Consider the following 16780-nt stretch of genomic DNA (forward strand, 5'->3'; position numbering starts at 1 on the left):
ACCTACCTCTTTCATTTCTTATCCTCCTTAATAGCCACATTCATGTTATTTACTTGATTTTCAAGTCTCTCCATGTATTCTATGGTTTGGGCGATCATAGTGTTCTGAGCATCAATTTGTTCTTTTAAGAAATCAACCTCAGAAGTTAAAGAATCTATTTTGAACTGATATTTCTTTTTTAGCTCTTCTTTCTGCCTGGTTATTTTTGAAAGTAGCTCCCTATATATGTAAAACGACTCCGGTATCTTTTTCTCCATCTCTTTCAATTTAGAAATGTCGCCCGAAGGCGACAATTTCATTAATGTATACTTTCAAAATTACCAGAATCGATTTCTTTTTTCAAGCCTTTAAAATCTGACTCTAACTTTGTGGCATAAGTAATGGCATTGTTTAACATTCCTTGCTGCGCCATTAACTGCTCTTTCAAGTATTTAATTTCCTTTTGCATATCAACAATGTCAGAATCATACTTCTCCTTAAGATGAGATATCTCTTTCTTTGCTAATGCTAACTCCTTCTTTAATTCTTCAACTGTCTTCTCTGCCATAGGATTAGCTGTCTATTGCTGACTGTAGATCATCTTTATACTGAATATCCATTTGATTGAACTTCAAATTAGGATTCTCATTTTTGATTTTTTCTCGGCCTATCTTAACACTTTGTTGAAAAACTTTATTGTCAGGTAAAATCTTTCTATGAGTTTTCAAACCCTTATCCCACATTTTTTCTTTCCACTCAGTAAAGTACCACTCCATTGATGGTTGATGAAAAACTGTTAGCGCACGTTTGTCAAAAATAAGCTTAGTAAGTTGATGCTTTTCAACTAAGTCCCCAATACGCTTAAAAATACTTTGAAATTCTTCAATAGGTATATAGGTACTGGTTGCTGTTACAATTGCGATAGGTTTACCTTCCACCTTTTCAATAGTGGCATGCTCATGTGTGTGTATCAATTCTAATTTATCTGTAATGTTCTCTTTTGTATTACTCATTTCTTATTTGATGTTATTATATGAAAGTATATTGTTAACTGGCACATAGCCCTAATGTTATTAAATGTTTCTTATTCTTTCCATTCCTCCATCTACTCCAATAATTTGGCCTGTTATCCACGAATTATCATCGTTTAGCAGAAATTTGGCGGCATTAGAAATGTCATTAGCAGTTCCATATCTACCTATTGGATGACGTTTGTTAGAGGCTTCCTTTTTATCGTCATTTGATAATAAGTTGCTGGCAAGTGGTGTATCGGTAAGACTTGGCGCCACTACATTTACACGAACTTTCTTTTGAGCTAGCTCAGATGCTAAGCTTAATGCCAGGCCTTGTAGTGCACCCTTTGCCGAGGCAATTGATGCATGAAAAGATAGCCCAGTATTAGCAGCAACTGTACTGAACAGCACAATGCTTGAACCTTCTGCTGAGGTTAGTTTTTTGAGGCATTTTTGGATTACAGTAGCAGCTCCTAATGTGTTAAGTTTAAAATCATCTATAAAATCATCTGATTTTAAACTCCTGAAAGGTTTTAGATTGATAGAGCCAGGACAATAAGCAAGCCCATGAAGTTCATCAGGTAGGCTGTCAAGTTCATCTGAAATATCCAGTACATCCAATTCTATGTAAGTGAAATCGCCAGATATATCAGGTTTTGATCTTGAAGCAAGAAATAACTTTGCATCTTCCTTTATTAGACTTTCAGCTAATGATTTTCCGATGCCTGAACTGGCTCCAACGATTAATATATTTTTTCCTTTTAATGACATATTATTTTTTCTTGGCTAACAGAATGTTTAACAATATGTTTTGAAAGTTAAACATAAAAAAAGGGAGCCATAGCTCCCTTTCATCTAAAAGTTTGTCCCGGTCAATCTTTACTTGGCGTATTTACATAGTTTAAGAATTCTCTTCTGGTAGCATCATCATTAAATTTACCACCAAAATATGAGGTTCCTGTTCTGCTGTTAGTATCTCCAACGCCTCTTGAGGAAACACACATATGTGAAGCATCCATCACTACTGCTACATCTTCAGTTTCCAATACCTTTTTTAATTCTTCTGCAATTTGCACAGTTAAGCGTTCCTGAACTTGAGGCCGCTTGGAATAATACTGTACTATTCTATTGATTTTAGATAACCCTATAACTTTTCCGCTTGATATATAAGCAACGTGGGCTTTACCGTAAATAGGAACAAAATGATGCTCACAATGAGAGTAGAAGGTAATGTCTTTCTCCACTAACATTTGATCGTACTTGTATTTGTTCTCAAATAGCTTCGGTTGGGGCTTGTTTTCTGGGTTTAGCCCACTAAACACCTCTTTAACATACATTTTAGCAACTCTGGCAGGTGTGCCTTTCAAGCTATCATCAGTTAAGTCCATTCCTAAAACGTGCATTATTTCTTTGAAATGCTTGGCTATAAGCTCCATTTTAAGCTCATCATCCATTTCAAAAGCATCAGCTCTTAGAGGAGTTTCTGCTTGAGAGCCTACATGGTCATCTCCGATGTCGTCTATATTATCCAGGTCATTCAAATTTTTATGATTCTGCGGGGTATTCAACATAATTTCTTTCAGTTTCGTACAGTGTGATTTTTAAGTCCAGCTTTTTATCAATTTCTGGCCTTATCAAATTGAATATCACTATTGCTATATTTTCAGCCGTAGGATTTAATTGGGCGAATTCTTCGGTGTCAAGGTTTAAATTTTTATGATCAAACCTGTCAAGTATTTTGCTTTCAATTAAATCACTTAGAACTTTTACATCCATCACATAGCCTGTATCAGGATCTACCTCTCCGGTAACTTTTACAGTTAAATAATAGTTGTGGCCGTGGTAATTTGGATTATTACATTTGCCAAATACTTTCGTATTCTTTTCGTCTGACCAGTTAGGATTATGTAATCTGTGGGCTGCGTTAAAATGTTCCTTTCTAAAAACGGATACTCTCATTAATTAGTTTATTCGAAATTGATATACGGTTATGAACCCTTTATGTTGTTTTATGTTTAACATTCTTTTATAAATATTAAACAAATTTATTTGACTATATACTCAGTCATTAAATTCACTCATTGTTCTATTGATGCCTATGGTAGAAAAGCCTAGTACCATATCGGCTGCTTTGTCCATTAAGAAAGGTAACTCATCAAATTGCTGTTGTGTAAAAGGAGAAAGTACATAGTCGACCTGTTGACCTTTATGGAAGTCGTTTCCTACACCAAACTTTAGTCGTGCATAGTTTTGGCCGCCAGTTAAATCTTCAATGTTTTTAAGTCCATTATGTCCGGCAGCTGATCCTTTCGCTCGCATTCTTAATTTGCCAAAAGGGATAGCAATATCATCTGTAATCACCAGAATATTTTCTTTAGGGATTTTGAGCTCTTGCATCCAATAATTAACTGCTTTACCCGATAGGTTCATATAAGTAGTAGGCTTTATCAAATGAATTTGACGTCCTTTATGCTTAAATTCAGCCTTCATAGCTAATTTGAGTGTTTCAAATTGAGCACCTTGCTTATCGGCAATTCTGTCTAGCGTTAAGAAGCCTATGTTATGTCTTGTTAGCTCATATTCCGGACCAATGTTTCCTAGTCCTACGATTAGATACTTCATCTATTAAGTAAAAGGTATTTATAATTTAAAATAACAGCTTCAAAGTTAAGTATTTATTATTCATGTCTGTAATCCATTTTTTCCTGAGCTTTAAAAAGTAGAGAGGATCCCGTACCCATGCCAACAATTGATTTCATTGCTTTTTCAGATTCAATATCAAGAAATTTGAGTTGTTTTTTAGGCACGTGATATATGTTTCCATTCATTGGATTAGGTGCGGTAGGAACAAATATAGTATACAGATCATCAGTAATTTCCTCAGTTACAAAGCCTGTTAAGAACACTTCTGTGCCATAGGCGTCAACAAGGACAACTTGTGAAAAAGGCATCTTTTTTACTCCCGAGAACTGAGTAACCGTTTCTTTTATGGAAGTATAGAGAGGAATTTGTACCAGGTATCTTCTTTCAAATTTGTTAAAGTATAGCTGACCTCTTCTATTTCTTAACACTAATCCGAAGATGAAAATGAATAATACTAAAATTAGTAATGCGAGTATGTTGATAAACCAAGTATGTGATTCTGCATTTTGATCTAACAATGCACTTAAAGGTGCTATAACATTAAATAACAGCTTGAATATTAGAGATAATAAGAACAGTACTATAATAATAGGAAGTATTAAAAGTAATCCGTTTAAGAGCGTTTTTATAAAAAACTGCTTGGACCAAAAGCTTTCCTTTTCATTATCGTAATTCTGAGGGCTTAAACTGGTGTTATTATTCATGTAAGTTTGAGATTAATTCTTTACCGTAAATTTCAATTTATTCGGCTTATTTAGAAAATAATACGGTTGTTTTATTAGAACACTTTTGAACAGCTAAAGGTATTTTGATTCAAATATTTTACTTACATTAAAGGACCAAAATCCTAAAACATGGTATTTTCTATATATTTAGTTGAGGACGATCCCTGGTACGGGGAATTGCTTAAGCATCATTTAAGCCTCAATCCTGATTATGAAGTAACTCTTTTTGACAATGCATCTGATTGCCTGAAGAATCTTTATCAAAAACCTGATGTAGTTTGTATAGACTTTGGTTTACCCGATTTGAGTGGTGATAAACTTTTGACCAAAATTAAGGCGGTAGATATAAATATGCCTGTAATTGTAATCAGTGGTCAGGAGGATATTAGTGTAGCGGTATCATTATTGAAAAATGGAGCTCGGGATTATATTATAAAGGATGATCATACAAAAGATGTGCTATGGAAATCCATTATAAATGTTCGTGAGAATACTGAGTTAAAAAAGGAGGTTGAAGAGCTAAGAGAGCAGATAGAAGACAATTATTTATTCGATAATTCTATCATAGGTCAAAGTAAGGCGATTAAAACCGTTTTTAAGCATTTAGAAAAAGCTATAAAGTCTAACATCAATATTTCTATTACCGGTGAAACGGGAACGGGTAAGGAGCTTGTTGCAAAGGCTATTCATTATAATAGTAGCAGGAAAAGGAAACCTTTTATAGCAGTTAATATGGCAGCCATGCCTGCCGAATTAGTGGAAAGTGAGTTATTTGGCCATGAAAAAGGTGCGTTTACCGGAGCAGTTTCACAAAAGATAGGAAAGTTTGAGGCTGCAAACGGAGGGACTATTTTTTTGGATGAAATTGCCGAACTAGATCTTAATATTCAAAGTAAAATACTAAGAGTAATTCAGGAACGTGAAGTAGTTCGAGTAGGAGGTAATAAAACAATTAGTTTCGATGCCAGGCTTATAACAGCCACTCATAAGGATTTAGCAACAGAAGTAAAGGAAGGAAGATTCAGGGAAGATCTTTACTACAGAATTGTTGGCTTACCTGTAGAGCTACCGCCATTACGTAATAGGGATCAGGATATCATTTTATTAGCAGATCATTTTGTAGGAGAATATGCTAAGGATAATAAGATAAAAAAGTTCAGTTTAGAAGAAAGTGCTAGACAAAAGCTACTCGATTATCACTATCCTGGTAATGTTAGAGAACTAAAAGCTGTAATAGATTTGGCATGTGCTATGGCTGATGGAAGCAAGATTACAGGAGAAGACATTACTTTCAGAAGTATTGGGAAAGAGAGCAGTTTTTTAGATGGTGGAGAAAAGACTTTAAAAGAGTATCAAGTAGATATTATTACTCATTACCTTAAAAAATACAATGGTAACGTTATTAAGGTTGCCAATAAACTTGATATAGGCAAATCTACAGTTTATAATATGATTAAATCAGAGGATATAAATATCAAAGAGTTGTAATCCGCCTATGAAAAAATATTTGGACAGTTTTGATTTTAATTTCTTTGAATCTGTTGTTGAAGATGGAAGTGATATGGTACTTATCACAGACTTATCTTTTAAACTTATTTATGCCAACCCATCTGCCTTAAATCAGCTCGGATATACTAAAGAAGAAATCCTCAATCTGGAAATATTTAATTTGATCAGACCTGATAAGGTGAGCCAATTCAAAGAAGATTTAAACCTTATCAGTACTAAGCAATCACTAACTAATCTTGAATCAGTTTTTCAAGCTAAAAACCAGACAATTATTTATATCTCTTACAACCTTATTAACCTAAAGAATAAGGAGGGTGTTGATGCTATTATATTTGATTGCAGAGATGTTACAGAACAGATACAGGATTTAAAGCAGTTAAAAAGAGCCCAAAATATGCTTAAGGGCATTGCACAAGCAACTGAAGAGTTACTTGTGAATAAGAGGCTTGATGTAGCACTTATGAATGCCATAACAGAGGTGGGTAAAGCTGTTGATATTGATAGATCGTATTTATTTGAGAATTCGGTTATAAATGGAGAAAGAGTTACTTCTCAGAGGTTTGAGTGGACTAAAGGCAATATAAAACCGCAAATAAATAATCCGGATTTACAGCTTCAACCGCTAGCTGTTTTTGGTGAGTTTTTGCCAAAGTTGGAAAATAAAGGAATCTTCAAAATGTTGGTGAAAAATCTGCCTGATGATTCTGACATAAAACCATTGCTTTTAGCCCAGCAAATTAAATCTATTCTTCTTTTACCCGTTTTTAAGTATGATGAATTTTGGGGTTTTATTGGTTTTGATGATTGCACTGATGAAAGAATCTGGCGGGATGAAGAAGTGTTTATTCTTAAAAGCTTATCGTCAAATATTCAATCTGCTATAGAAAAGGCAGAGCAGGAAAAAGAAATTAAGAAAATAGCTTCACTCAGTTTAGAGCATCCTGATCCAATACTTAGAATAAATTATGAGGGGCAAATACTGTTACAAAACAATGCGGCTAAGCAAATAAAATCGCCCTTAGCTCTAAATGTTGACTTCCATGAAAAAGATTGGTTAAGCTTCATCATCGAACACATTGATGAGCGAGCATCTGGATTGACTTTCGAGATTCTGGAAGGAAGAAAATATTATGCTGTTTCTGCCATTCAGTCTGATGAAGAAGATTATATCAATATCTATCTTAACAATATATCAAGTCAGAAAATAGCTGAGAAAACAATTACCAAGGCAACCGAGGAACTAGGTTTATTTAAAATCCTGATCAACTATTCATCTGATGCTGTTCAGGTTTCTCATAGCGATGGCCAACTGTTCTACATTAATAATGAAGCTGCCAGAAGACTTGCCATTGACCCGGAAAGGGTACAACATTATCATGTGAAAGATTTTGAGACCATTTTTCAAGAAGAAGGGACTTGGGACGCACATGTGGAAGAATTAAAAAAGATAGATTTTATTACGATAGATGGTGAGAATGTTAATCTAAAAACTGGTGAGTCAATTCCGGTTGAAGTTACTGCCAAGTATTTTGAAGCTGGTGGTAAAGGTTATGTAATAGCTAATTCGCGTGATATTTCAGATAGAAAGCAAAGAGAAGACCAACTAAAGCGGCAAGAAGCAAGGTACCGAAATATCATCTCCAACATGAACCTAGGATTGATGGAGGTTGATAAGGATGATAGGATTAGGTACTTCAATAGAAGCTTTGAGCTCATGAGTGGCTATACCATAGATGAAGTAATAGGTAAGAAAGCATCAGAAATATTTCTCAAAGGCGATAGCATTGATTTTATGGAGTCGAAGAATTCCGAAAGACTTAGTGAAACTGCTGATAGCTATGAGATAATGGTACGCAACAAAAGTGGACATCCTAAATGGTGGTTGATATCCGGTGCACCCAATTATAATGATGAAGGTGAAGTAGTAGGTTCAATTGGAATTCATTTAGATATTACCGAAGAAAAGGAAACCAAGCTTAAACTTGATGACGAAAAGCAACGATTAGATTATGTTATTAGAGGTACTAACCTCGGTACTTACGAATGGAATATTAAAAGTGGATTACATTTTATAAATGAGAGGTTTGCTGAGATACTGGGTTATGAAAAGGAGGAGCTAAATCCATTAGATTTTAACACATGGTGGAATTTAATACACCCTCAAGATATTGGTAAGGAGCATGATAACTTGGAAAAGCATTTTCAAGGTCATTTAGAATTTTATGATGCCGAGCTGCGATTAAAGCATAAAAAAGGTCATTGGGTTTGGGTATTAAAAAGAGGGAAAGTTTTGAGCTTTGAGGATGACGAACCGTCTTTTATGTATGGTACGGTGCAGGAAATCTCTCATTTTAAAGAATTAGAAGATGCCCTTAAAGTTAATGTTGAGAAATTTCAGAAAATATATGATTTAAGTCCGATAGGGATAGGTTTAACAGATTTCAATACTGCTCAGTTTATTGATGCTAACGCTGCATTATTGGCACCAACAGGGTATACAAAAGAAGAGTTTCTCAAACTTGACTATTATGATTTAACACCCAAAGAATATAAAGCTGCCGAAAACGAGCAGATGGTGTCGTTGCAATTAACAGGAAAGTATGGTCCTTATGAAAAGGAACTTATCAAGAAAAATGGAGAGTGCTATCCTGTAATTTGTAATGGAATTTTATATACAGATATACAAGGAAAGGATCTGTTGCTTTCTGTAATTCAAGATGTTACTGATATAAAAGAGGCAGAACAACAGAGCAATAATCAACTTGAAGCGCTTAGAGCATTAAATGAAATAAATGCCATTACTGATGCCTCATATAAACTACAACTAGGCGAAGCTCTTAAGTTGGGAACTAAATTTCTTGGAATGGAAATGGCGATTATGAGCCGCATTAATCTAGAAAATAATCAGTACTTGGTAGTTAATCATTTTCAAGAGGGCGAAGGACTTCATGATGGAATGGAATTCGACCTTGAAGATACCTATTGCGATATAACTATAAAAGAGGATGATCTGGTGGCTATTGAGGACATGAAAGCTTCAAAATATAAAAGCCACACCTGTTACGAGAAATTTAATCTTGAATCTTATATAGGTATTCCACTTTACAGCGAAGGTAGACTGTTAGGAACCGTTAATTTTTCTTCAACCAAGAAAAGAAATAGAGATTTTTATGACAGTGAGTTAGAGTTTATAAGACTTTTGGCTAAGTGGATTAACACCATGATGGAAAGAGATAGGTTTATTAGAAACTTAGAAACTTCTAAGTTAAAAGCAGAAGAGGCCGGCAAAGCTAAAGAGTCGTTTCTTACTAATATGAGCCATGAAATAAGAACACCATTAAATGGTATTATTGGTATGATGCGCGAATTGAAGAGGGAGGAATTAAGCCTAAAACAAAGTGATTATCTTAATAAAGCTTCTAAAGCAAGTAATCATTTGTTGGAAGTGGTTAACAACATCTTGGATATTGCCAAAATTGAATCCAACCAACTTAAACTCGAAAATAGAGACTTTAGCCTGATTGATTTAATACATGATGTGGCTAGTATATTAAAGGTTCCGGCCGATGAGAAAAATAACAAAATCATCATTGATATAGACCGTAATATTGCTGATTACCATATAGGTGATGAATCTAGAATAAAGCAGGTTCTTATAAATCTGGCGGGTAATTCAATCAAGTTTACAGAGAATGGCGAGGTAGCTATCTATGCTAAAGTTATTGAGAACGCATCTAATAAGCAAAAGCTTGAAATTAGAGTGAAAGATACTGGCATTGGAATGGAGAAGAGTTATTTATCCAGAATATTTGAGAAATTTCAGCAAGAGGACGTAAGTACAAGTAGAAAGTTTGGTGGTACCGGATTAGGAATGGTTATTACTAAAGAAATTGTAGAGCTGATGAAAGGTGAAATTCATGTTGATAGTGTTAAAAACGTTGGCACTGAAGTCAACATTATATTGAATCTTCCAGTTGGTGCCAAGCCAGTAGGAGAAGAGGTAATTGACCTAACACAGATAAGCTCGGAAGGAGACATCCTAAAGATTTTATTGGTAGAGGATAATGAGATGAATCGCTTAGTTGCAACAAACAGTTTAGAAAGACTAAATGTAGAAATAACCGAAGCAGTTAATGGCAAGGAGGCAGTTAAAACACTCAAAGAAAATTCAAATTATGATCTTATTTTAATGGATATTCAAATGCCTGTGATGGACGGATTACAGGCTGCCACAATGATTAGAAAAGTACTTAAAATTAACATACCAATTATAGCACTTTCTGCAAATGCCTTTAAAACAGAAATTGATGAAAGTTTAGCGGTTGGTATGAACGACTACATCACCAAACCTTATGTTGAAGAAGAATTCATTAGAAAAGTATTGAAGTACACGAATCAAAAGATACTTATAGAACCAAATAATAAAAAGAAGGTAGCTTCAGTTGCTGAGGCTAATGATGAATATACTAAACCTACTGCCTTATATGATTTAAGTACACTAGACGAAATGAGTCGCGGTAATAAGAGTTTCTATAATAAAATGATCAACATCTTTATTGATAGTTCAGCTAGTACAATTACTGATATTCAAAAAGCAATAGAAGCTAATGACTATGAAAAGGTAGCCAAATTGGTACATAGAATGAAACCTAGCATACTTAATTTAAATATCAAGAGCATAGTTGATGAAGTAAAATACCTGGAACAAATAAATACTTCAGCAAATCAGGAAAAAGTAAACAAGGCTATTGCTAAGCTTTTTAGCACCCTAAATTCTGTTAGAGAATCTCTTTTAAAACTAAAATAAAGAATCCATTATTAAGAAATATATTCCATTTTTTGGAAATTTACTTTAACTAGTTTCTTATTAACTATCACAAAATCAGTTAGTTAAAATTTAGGTATACCTATTGATACATGCGTAATGTATCATAAAATAGGTTACCATGAGAAAAGTATTATTATCGATTATTATTCTGTTTTGCACCTTCTTTAATCTTATAGCCGGAGGTGAACCTAGTACTTACTTTAATATTTATGTTCCGCCTAATAATGATGCTGTTAGGAGAGATGTTGCACTTATAGTGACAGCCATTAATGATAGCACTTATTTTTCCATTAATGATGATGGAGCTGATGGAGACACTGATGATACAGTTTCCGGATGGCTTATGGCGGGTCAGTCTTACATTTTATACATAAGAGACAATGGTATTAATGATGATGCCAGGTATGCCTCTGGTGGAGAGCTCAAAAGTGATGGTGACTATTTTACTATAGAAAGCAGCAAATTGGTGTATGCTTCTATGTCTACTAATAGTGACTGGCAGCATGATTTTGTCGCATCTGTCAATAAAAAATCAGTAGGTTCTAAATTTATTATTTATTCACCTGCAACCTCTTTCTCAAACAGAGATTTAAATGTATTTGCCTATGAAGATGATACACGGGTAACCATCTCTAAAATATCTAATTCAGCTACCAATCAAACCGGATATACCGATGTAGATATAAATAATTCTCAAATTGTCGCACAACAAACTTTAGATATTGGCCAAGATATCATTCACTTTTTTACTGATGGACGAGATATAATGGCTTCAGGTGAAACATTTCTGATTGAATCAAACAAAGACATTAGCGTGCAATATGGCGCCTTGTGGACTAATGCAAGAGATGGTGGTGGCTATGTGCCAAGTGCGAATGGAAGTTCTTCAGGAGAATTATTCTATTTTGCTGTACCTTATCAAGCAGGTGGTGAGCAAGAAATAAGAATCGTTTCCTGGGATGATGATAATGATGTGGTACTCGAGCGATATGTTAATGGTAGCTGGGTAGAAATAAATAATTGGAATTTGAATACATACAACCCTGCGGATTGGGTAGGTAAGCAAAACGGAAATGTTACTTACAATACTGTGTTCAGAGTTACGTGTTCAATAGGAAAGAGGGTGTCTGTTTTTGAAGCCAACTGGATGGAAACTGGTTCAATAGGTACCTCAGATATGGCTACCATGTTATCTTCAGCAAATGGTACTACTTCCGGAACGGAGTTTCTGGCTTACATAGCGCCTCCTGGTAACGAACAGAATGTAGTTGATCCATTTACGGGTAATAAAATAGGTCAAAGTCTTACACATCTCTATCTCTTTGCAAGCACAACTCAGGCCACAGTGAATGTTGTTGATGCTAAAACGCAAGGACAGGTTTTTAATAAGACCTTTGCAGTTGATGCTGAGAGATATGCGGATGTGCAAATTACAGCAAACGAATGGAAAAGTATTTATAACGGAACAGGTACTAATTCAGGATCTGACAGACCATATTTATTCATTTCTTCCAATCAGAATATTGCGGTACTCAATACTAACTTTAACGATAACTGGATGACCTATTTCGGGTCTTCTTTACCTCATGCCTTTAAGCTATCAGCTAATGAAACTACCAATTCAGCCATACCAGGCGATACTTTAAGGCTATCTTCAAAAATAGTAATTGAGGGAAACTCTACGCTTGAAAATGCAAACCTTACTGTAAAAGTAGGTTCTGGAGCTGTACCAGTAAGTAGTGTTTTAAGTAACAATACTGATGGAACGAGCATCAGTGGTGATATAAGCATATCAGATAACAATAGTATTATTTCTTTCCAAGATGTTCCAGATATAAAAGCAACGGATGATTATGAGGTAGTTACTGAGCTAGTGCTAAGTACTGCCTATAATAATGGAGAATTAATTGAAGATAATACGGTAATAACTGTTGAAAATATCTTGTCTGGTGAAATTGACAACTACCAGCAGGAGAGCATAATTACACAGGGTATTCAGAATAATTCGAGTAATGCTAGCTTGTTATTAATGAATGATTGTTCATCAGAATTATTTGATAATACCTTAACAAATAGCTGGAATTCAGTCTGGTTAGATTATAATAATGATGGCTGGGATGACTTATTCCTTACAGACAAAAATGAGAATTCTCCTAACAGACTTTATAAGAATGAGTCTGGTTCTTTAACCGAAGTAACAAGTGGCCAGCCTGTACTAAACAGCTTAAGCAAAACAGTATCTGCTATAGCTGCTGATATAAATAATGATGGCTGGGAAGATTTATTTATTGTAAACGCTACAAATGCTAATAGCTCAATATACCTTAGCAATAATGGAATCTTTAGTGAATTAGAGAATAGTGGTTTATCAATTCACCCTGAGTATTTCCATGGAGCAAGCTTCGCAGATTTCAATAATGATGGCTATGTAGATTTATTAGTGACCAACTTTTTCATTACCAAATTTCACCAACTTTATAAAAATAATGGTGACAATACCTTTACGCTCATTACTGAGAATGAAATTGCTATTACGAGTGCACGCTCAACAGCACCCGTATTAGCAGATTACGATCATGATGGATTAATCGATGTTTTTATACCTAACGGAGATAGTAAACCTAATAGCCTTTTCAAGAATTTAGGTAATTTTCAATTTACTGCAGTAACCAATGAAATAACGACAGAAGCTAAAAATTCTGTAAGTGCTGCTTGGGGCGATTACGATAATGATGGTGATCTTGATCTATTTGTTGGAAATGCTTCGGCTCAAAATAATGACTTTTATGTGAACAATGGTGATGGCAGTTTCACGAAGTTAGATATAACTACAATTACGAATAATGGGGGGCACAGTCATGGAGCTAAATGGGTGGATTTAAACAATGATACCCATTTAGATCTCCTGGTGAATAATGATCAAGGTCGAAATTTTGTTTACCTAAATAATGGAACAGGTAACTTTATCTTAAAGAATGATGAAATCATTAGTGCTGATTTCGGGAATGCCTATGGAATGGCCATTTCCGATTATAATCATGATGGTATGCAAGATGCGTTTATTTCTACTCATGGTAATGAAGCAAATAAGTTGTTTTGCGGTAACTCAAATGATAATCACTGGATAGCCTTTAAGTTGGAGGGAGTTATAAGTAATGCCTCTGCTATTGGAGCAAAATTATACTTAAAAGCTGGAGGCAACTGGTATTATAAAGAGCTTTTGCCTGTTTCCGGATTTGGTAGTCAAAGTAGTTTAATTCAGCACTTTGGATTGGCGGAAAATACTGTTGTAGATTCTTTAAAGGTTGAATGGCCATCGGGCATTACGCAACATATTACCACAGGTTTAATAGTTGATGCCACCAATGTTATTACAGAAGAAGCTCAGGTAACGCTGAAATTAATCAGCTTTCATGATCAAAATGGAAATAGCGTACAAGATGCATCAGAAGCTGGAATTGAGAATATAAGAATTACAGTTTCAAATCAGACGAATTACGTGGTGAGTGGACCGAATGGCGAGACATTCGTCAATTTAGAAGCAGGTAATTATGATATTTCGCTGGCACCAAATGATTATTGGCAACTTGCCAATTCCATTAATCAGCCACTAGATGGATCGGAGGAATTCCTAACGGTATATTTACCATTAGAGGCTAAGCAGTTGGGCAATGATGTATCTATAAACGTAGTTCAAACTCCTTGGAGAAGAGGATTTAAAAATAGCACTATAGTTCAGGTGAAAAATGAAGGAACAACAACTGCTTACCCTACTGATATCACTCTGAATTATCCTGATGGAGTTTATATTGTAGATTCCGAAAGAGCCTATGCGGAATTTGGTGCAGATTATGTTTTTACTGTAGACTCATTGGCACCAGGAGAAATAATAAGTTTTAGTTTAATGGACAGTGTTGGCTTGGAAACCGTGGTAGGTGAGTTCTTGGCTTTTGAAGCTCACGTATATCTAGAAACTCAAGACTTAAATCCAGCTAATAATTCAATTTATGCAAATATAGAAATAGTTGGAGCCATTGACCCTAACGATATTGTGGTTTCACCTAGAGGTGAAGGCACAGATGGATGGGTTTCGGCTGATCAATGGTTAACATACACTATAAGATTTCAAAATGTAGGCAGTTATTATGCAACTCATGTGTTTTTAGAGAGTGAAATAGATGAAGATTTGGATATAAATGCGTTAGAATTGATTAGTTCAAGTCATCCGGTATCCGTAAAACTCGTTGGTGATTCACTTAAAGCTGCCTTTTACAATATTATGCTAATGGATAGCTCGACAAATGAAGTAGAAAGTCATGGTTATCTTCAGTACAGAATTAAACCTACGAGCAGGTTTAATGGAGGAGAACCAATTTATAATCAAGCAGCTATCATTTTCGACTATGAAGCTCCTGTGATTACCAATAAGCTAAGAAATACCATTAAATACGATGGTAATGGTAGCATAGGACGACTTAATGTATACCCAAATCCTGCTGATAATTACTGTATCATTAATACGGACATGGATTATATTAAGTATAACGAAGGTGAATTTCTTAAGAGTTACAGCATCAAAGATATTTACGGAAATGAAATTAGGAAAGGTGATTTTGAACCCATAAAAGAGGCTACACTTCAATTAGAGAACATCCCATCAGGTATGTATTTCATTGAAGCTAAGGAATTGAGTGGTAAGCGATATGTCGCAAAAATTCTGATTAACTAAATTATTTAAACATCTCTCTTAAAGAGTTTATTTCCATATTTTGGAAATAAACTCTTTTTTTTGGATAAAAATTTATTGGCACAATAGTTATAATATTGAAAATCAGTAAGTTATAAATTTGGTTTGATTTTGAACATGTCTGGTAAAACATAAATACTCAAGACATGAAAAATTTACCTAATATCAAGACTTTTGTAGTGGACGATGATCCATTCTTTCTTCAAATCATGGAGCAGGTTCTTCTAAACCTGGGGATTGATGATGTTACCTGTTTCGATAATGGGTTTGACATACAGAACAGCTTACATCAAAAACCTGAAATCATCTTTCTTGACTATAACCTGGAAGGCATAACAGGATATGATGTCCTTAAAAAAATCAAAAGATACGATCCTGACATTTACGTAATTCTTATTTCAGCACAAGATGAAATAAAGCCTGCGGTAGATGCGCTTAAGCACGGAGCATTTGATTATTTACAAAAATCAAATGACACGATGAATCAGGTGGAGGCAATCATAGGAAAAGTGCTTGCTGTAAAAGAAGCTTTGGAAAAGAATAAGCCAACACTTCTAAAAAGAATCTTTCAAATAAAGTAGCATGAAGAAGTCATTTCACATATTACTCTCATTTATGCTTTTGCTAGTACTTCTTAGTTCGTGCAAAACGCAGAACTTATTTGAATCACAAAAGCCTGATGATTATATAGCCACGCTTGACAGTGTTTTCTATAATAATCAGGATTATGAATACAGAATCAAAAAGGATGATAAGGTAAGCATAAGTTTATGGGGACAAGATGAATTAAGTATCGGCTCAGTTTACGGTATTTATAATTCAAATGAGGTATATGGGAAATGGCTTTTGGTTGATGCGCAAGGAATGATTTCTCTACCGAAGATTGGCCCTTTTTATGTTGAAGGTAAATCGGTCATAGAAATGAAGGACACCCTAAAAAACGTATTTAGCAAATGGGTGCAAAACCCAGTAGTTGATGTAAAAATCCTTAATAAGGAGATAACCATTTTGGGAGAGGTGAGAACTCCGGGAGTTGTAAAAATAGACAAAGACCGAAACCAATTGATGGAGTTGATCGCCAAATGTAGTGGATTTGAATTCTACGCAAATCTGAAGAAGATAAAAGTGTTAAGACAAGTTGGTGCGGATGTAGCTGTTACCAACATTGATTTAACCAAAGCTGATCACCTTTCACAAAGAAATCTTTACCTCTTACCGGGCGATGTTGTAATAATCCCTTCTAAGAGATATAAGGAGTTCGACAAGCGTATTTCTGTAATTATACCATTAACTACCACAGTTTCTGCTGCGGCAATCATAATGGGATTATTCTAAA

The 16780-nt window shown here is 34.8% G+C and carries 13 protein-coding genes; 5 read left to right on the plus strand and 8 right to left on the minus strand.

Annotated features, from left to right (window positions below; genetic code table 11):
* Positions 1-11: 11 nt before the first annotated feature.
* The 8 genes from JKP34_RS10540 to JKP34_RS10575 form a co-directional block, all read right to left on the minus strand.
* The gene (locus tag JKP34_RS10540; protein ID WP_201920806.1) at positions 12-257 is read right to left on the minus strand and encodes a hypothetical protein; all 246 of its coding nucleotides are present in this window, start codon (positions 255-257) and stop codon (positions 12-14) included.
* A gap of 41 nt (positions 258-298) precedes the next feature.
* A complete protein-coding gene (locus JKP34_RS10545; RefSeq protein ID WP_201920809.1) occupies positions 299-547 on the minus strand; it encodes a hypothetical protein in 249 nt (82 codons plus the stop codon).
* A gap of 4 nt (positions 548-551) precedes the next feature.
* On the minus strand, positions 552-992 hold the full coding sequence (locus JKP34_RS10550; protein WP_201920812.1) for a hypothetical protein: 441 nt from the start codon (positions 990-992) through the stop codon (positions 552-554).
* Positions 993-1052: 60 nt separating this feature from the next.
* Entirely contained in the window at positions 1053-1763 is a 711-nt protein-coding gene (locus JKP34_RS10555) for an SDR family NAD(P)-dependent oxidoreductase (protein WP_201920815.1), read from the minus strand.
* 101 nt (positions 1764-1864) lie between these two features.
* Positions 1865-2563 (minus strand): GTP cyclohydrolase I FolE, encoded by a 699-nt coding sequence (folE, locus tag JKP34_RS10560; RefSeq protein ID WP_201920818.1) that lies wholly within the window; start codon positions 2561-2563, stop codon positions 1865-1867.
* Positions 2538-2951: a 6-pyruvoyl trahydropterin synthase family protein gene (locus JKP34_RS10565; protein WP_201920821.1), complete on the minus strand. Its 414-nt coding sequence runs from the start codon at positions 2949-2951 to the stop codon at positions 2538-2540. Before JKP34_RS10565 ends, folE begins: the two co-directional genes overlap by 26 nt.
* A 102-nt stretch (positions 2952-3053) precedes the next feature.
* On the minus strand, positions 3054-3614 hold the full coding sequence (pth, locus tag JKP34_RS10570) for an aminoacyl-tRNA hydrolase (protein ID WP_201920824.1): 561 nt from the start codon (positions 3612-3614) through the stop codon (positions 3054-3056).
* Positions 3615-3670: 56 nt separating this feature from the next.
* On the minus strand, positions 3671-4339 hold the full coding sequence (locus tag JKP34_RS10575) for a DUF502 domain-containing protein (RefSeq protein WP_201920827.1): 669 nt from the start codon (positions 4337-4339) through the stop codon (positions 3671-3673).
* Positions 4340-4489: 150 nt separating this feature from the next.
* On the opposite strand from JKP34_RS10575, the gene JKP34_RS10580 reads away from it, so the two are divergent.
* The 5 genes from JKP34_RS10580 (at position 4490) to JKP34_RS10600 (ending at position 16779) form a co-directional block, all read left to right on the plus strand.
* Positions 4490-5848, plus strand: coding sequence for a sigma-54-dependent transcriptional regulator (locus tag JKP34_RS10580; protein WP_201920830.1), 1359 nt, complete (start codon positions 4490-4492; stop codon positions 5846-5848).
* A gap of 7 nt (positions 5849-5855) precedes the next feature.
* Positions 5856-10676: a PAS domain S-box protein gene (locus tag JKP34_RS10585; protein ID WP_201920832.1), complete on the plus strand. Its 4821-nt coding sequence runs from the start codon at positions 5856-5858 to the stop codon at positions 10674-10676.
* A 139-nt stretch (positions 10677-10815) separates the two neighbouring features.
* Positions 10816-15426, plus strand: a complete 4611-nt coding sequence (locus JKP34_RS10590; RefSeq protein WP_201920835.1) for an FG-GAP-like repeat-containing protein — start codon at positions 10816-10818, stop codon at positions 15424-15426.
* Positions 15427-15590: 164 nt separating this feature from the next.
* A complete protein-coding gene (locus tag JKP34_RS10595) occupies positions 15591-16025 on the plus strand; it encodes a response regulator (RefSeq protein WP_201920837.1) in 435 nt (144 codons plus the stop codon).
* 1 nt (position 16026) lies between these two features.
* Positions 16027-16779, plus strand: a complete 753-nt coding sequence (locus JKP34_RS10600; protein WP_201920840.1) for a polysaccharide biosynthesis/export family protein — start codon at positions 16027-16029, stop codon at positions 16777-16779.
* Position 16780 lies beyond the last annotated feature (1 nt).

This window comes from Marivirga atlantica (assembly GCF_016734805.1).
GTDB lineage: Bacteria > Bacteroidota > Bacteroidia > Cytophagales > Cyclobacteriaceae > Marivirga > Marivirga atlantica.

Coding starts and splice junctions, on each gene's coding strand:
- JKP34_RS10540 (WP_201920806.1), bottom strand. CDS start 257: ATGGAGAAAAAGATACCGGAGTCGTTTTACATATATAGGGAGCTACTT.
- JKP34_RS10545 (WP_201920809.1), bottom strand. CDS start 547: ATGGCAGAGAAGACAGTTGAAGAATTAAAGAAGGAGTTAGCATTAGCA.
- JKP34_RS10550 (WP_201920812.1), bottom strand. CDS start 992: ATGAGTAATACAAAAGAGAACATTACAGATAAATTAGAATTGATACAC.
- JKP34_RS10555 (WP_201920815.1), bottom strand. CDS start 1,763: ATGTCATTAAAAGGAAAAAATATATTAATCGTTGGAGCCAGTTCAGGC.
- folE (WP_201920818.1), bottom strand. CDS start 2,563: ATGTTGAATACCCCGCAGAATCATAAAAATTTGAATGACCTGGATAAT.
- JKP34_RS10565 (WP_201920821.1), bottom strand. CDS start 2,951: ATGAGAGTATCCGTTTTTAGAAAGGAACATTTTAACGCAGCCCACAGA.
- pth (WP_201920824.1), bottom strand. CDS start 3,614: ATGAAGTATCTAATCGTAGGACTAGGAAACATTGGTCCGGAATATGAG.
- JKP34_RS10575 (WP_201920827.1), bottom strand. CDS start 4,339: ATGAATAATAACACCAGTTTAAGCCCTCAGAATTACGATAATGAAAAG.
- JKP34_RS10580 (WP_201920830.1), top strand. CDS start 4,490: ATGGTATTTTCTATATATTTAGTTGAGGACGATCCCTGGTACGGGGAA.
- JKP34_RS10585 (WP_201920832.1), top strand. CDS start 5,856: ATGAAAAAATATTTGGACAGTTTTGATTTTAATTTCTTTGAATCTGTT.
- JKP34_RS10590 (WP_201920835.1), top strand. CDS start 10,816: ATGAGAAAAGTATTATTATCGATTATTATTCTGTTTTGCACCTTCTTT.
- JKP34_RS10595 (WP_201920837.1), top strand. CDS start 15,591: ATGAAAAATTTACCTAATATCAAGACTTTTGTAGTGGACGATGATCCA.
- JKP34_RS10600 (WP_201920840.1), top strand. CDS start 16,027: ATGAAGAAGTCATTTCACATATTACTCTCATTTATGCTTTTGCTAGTA.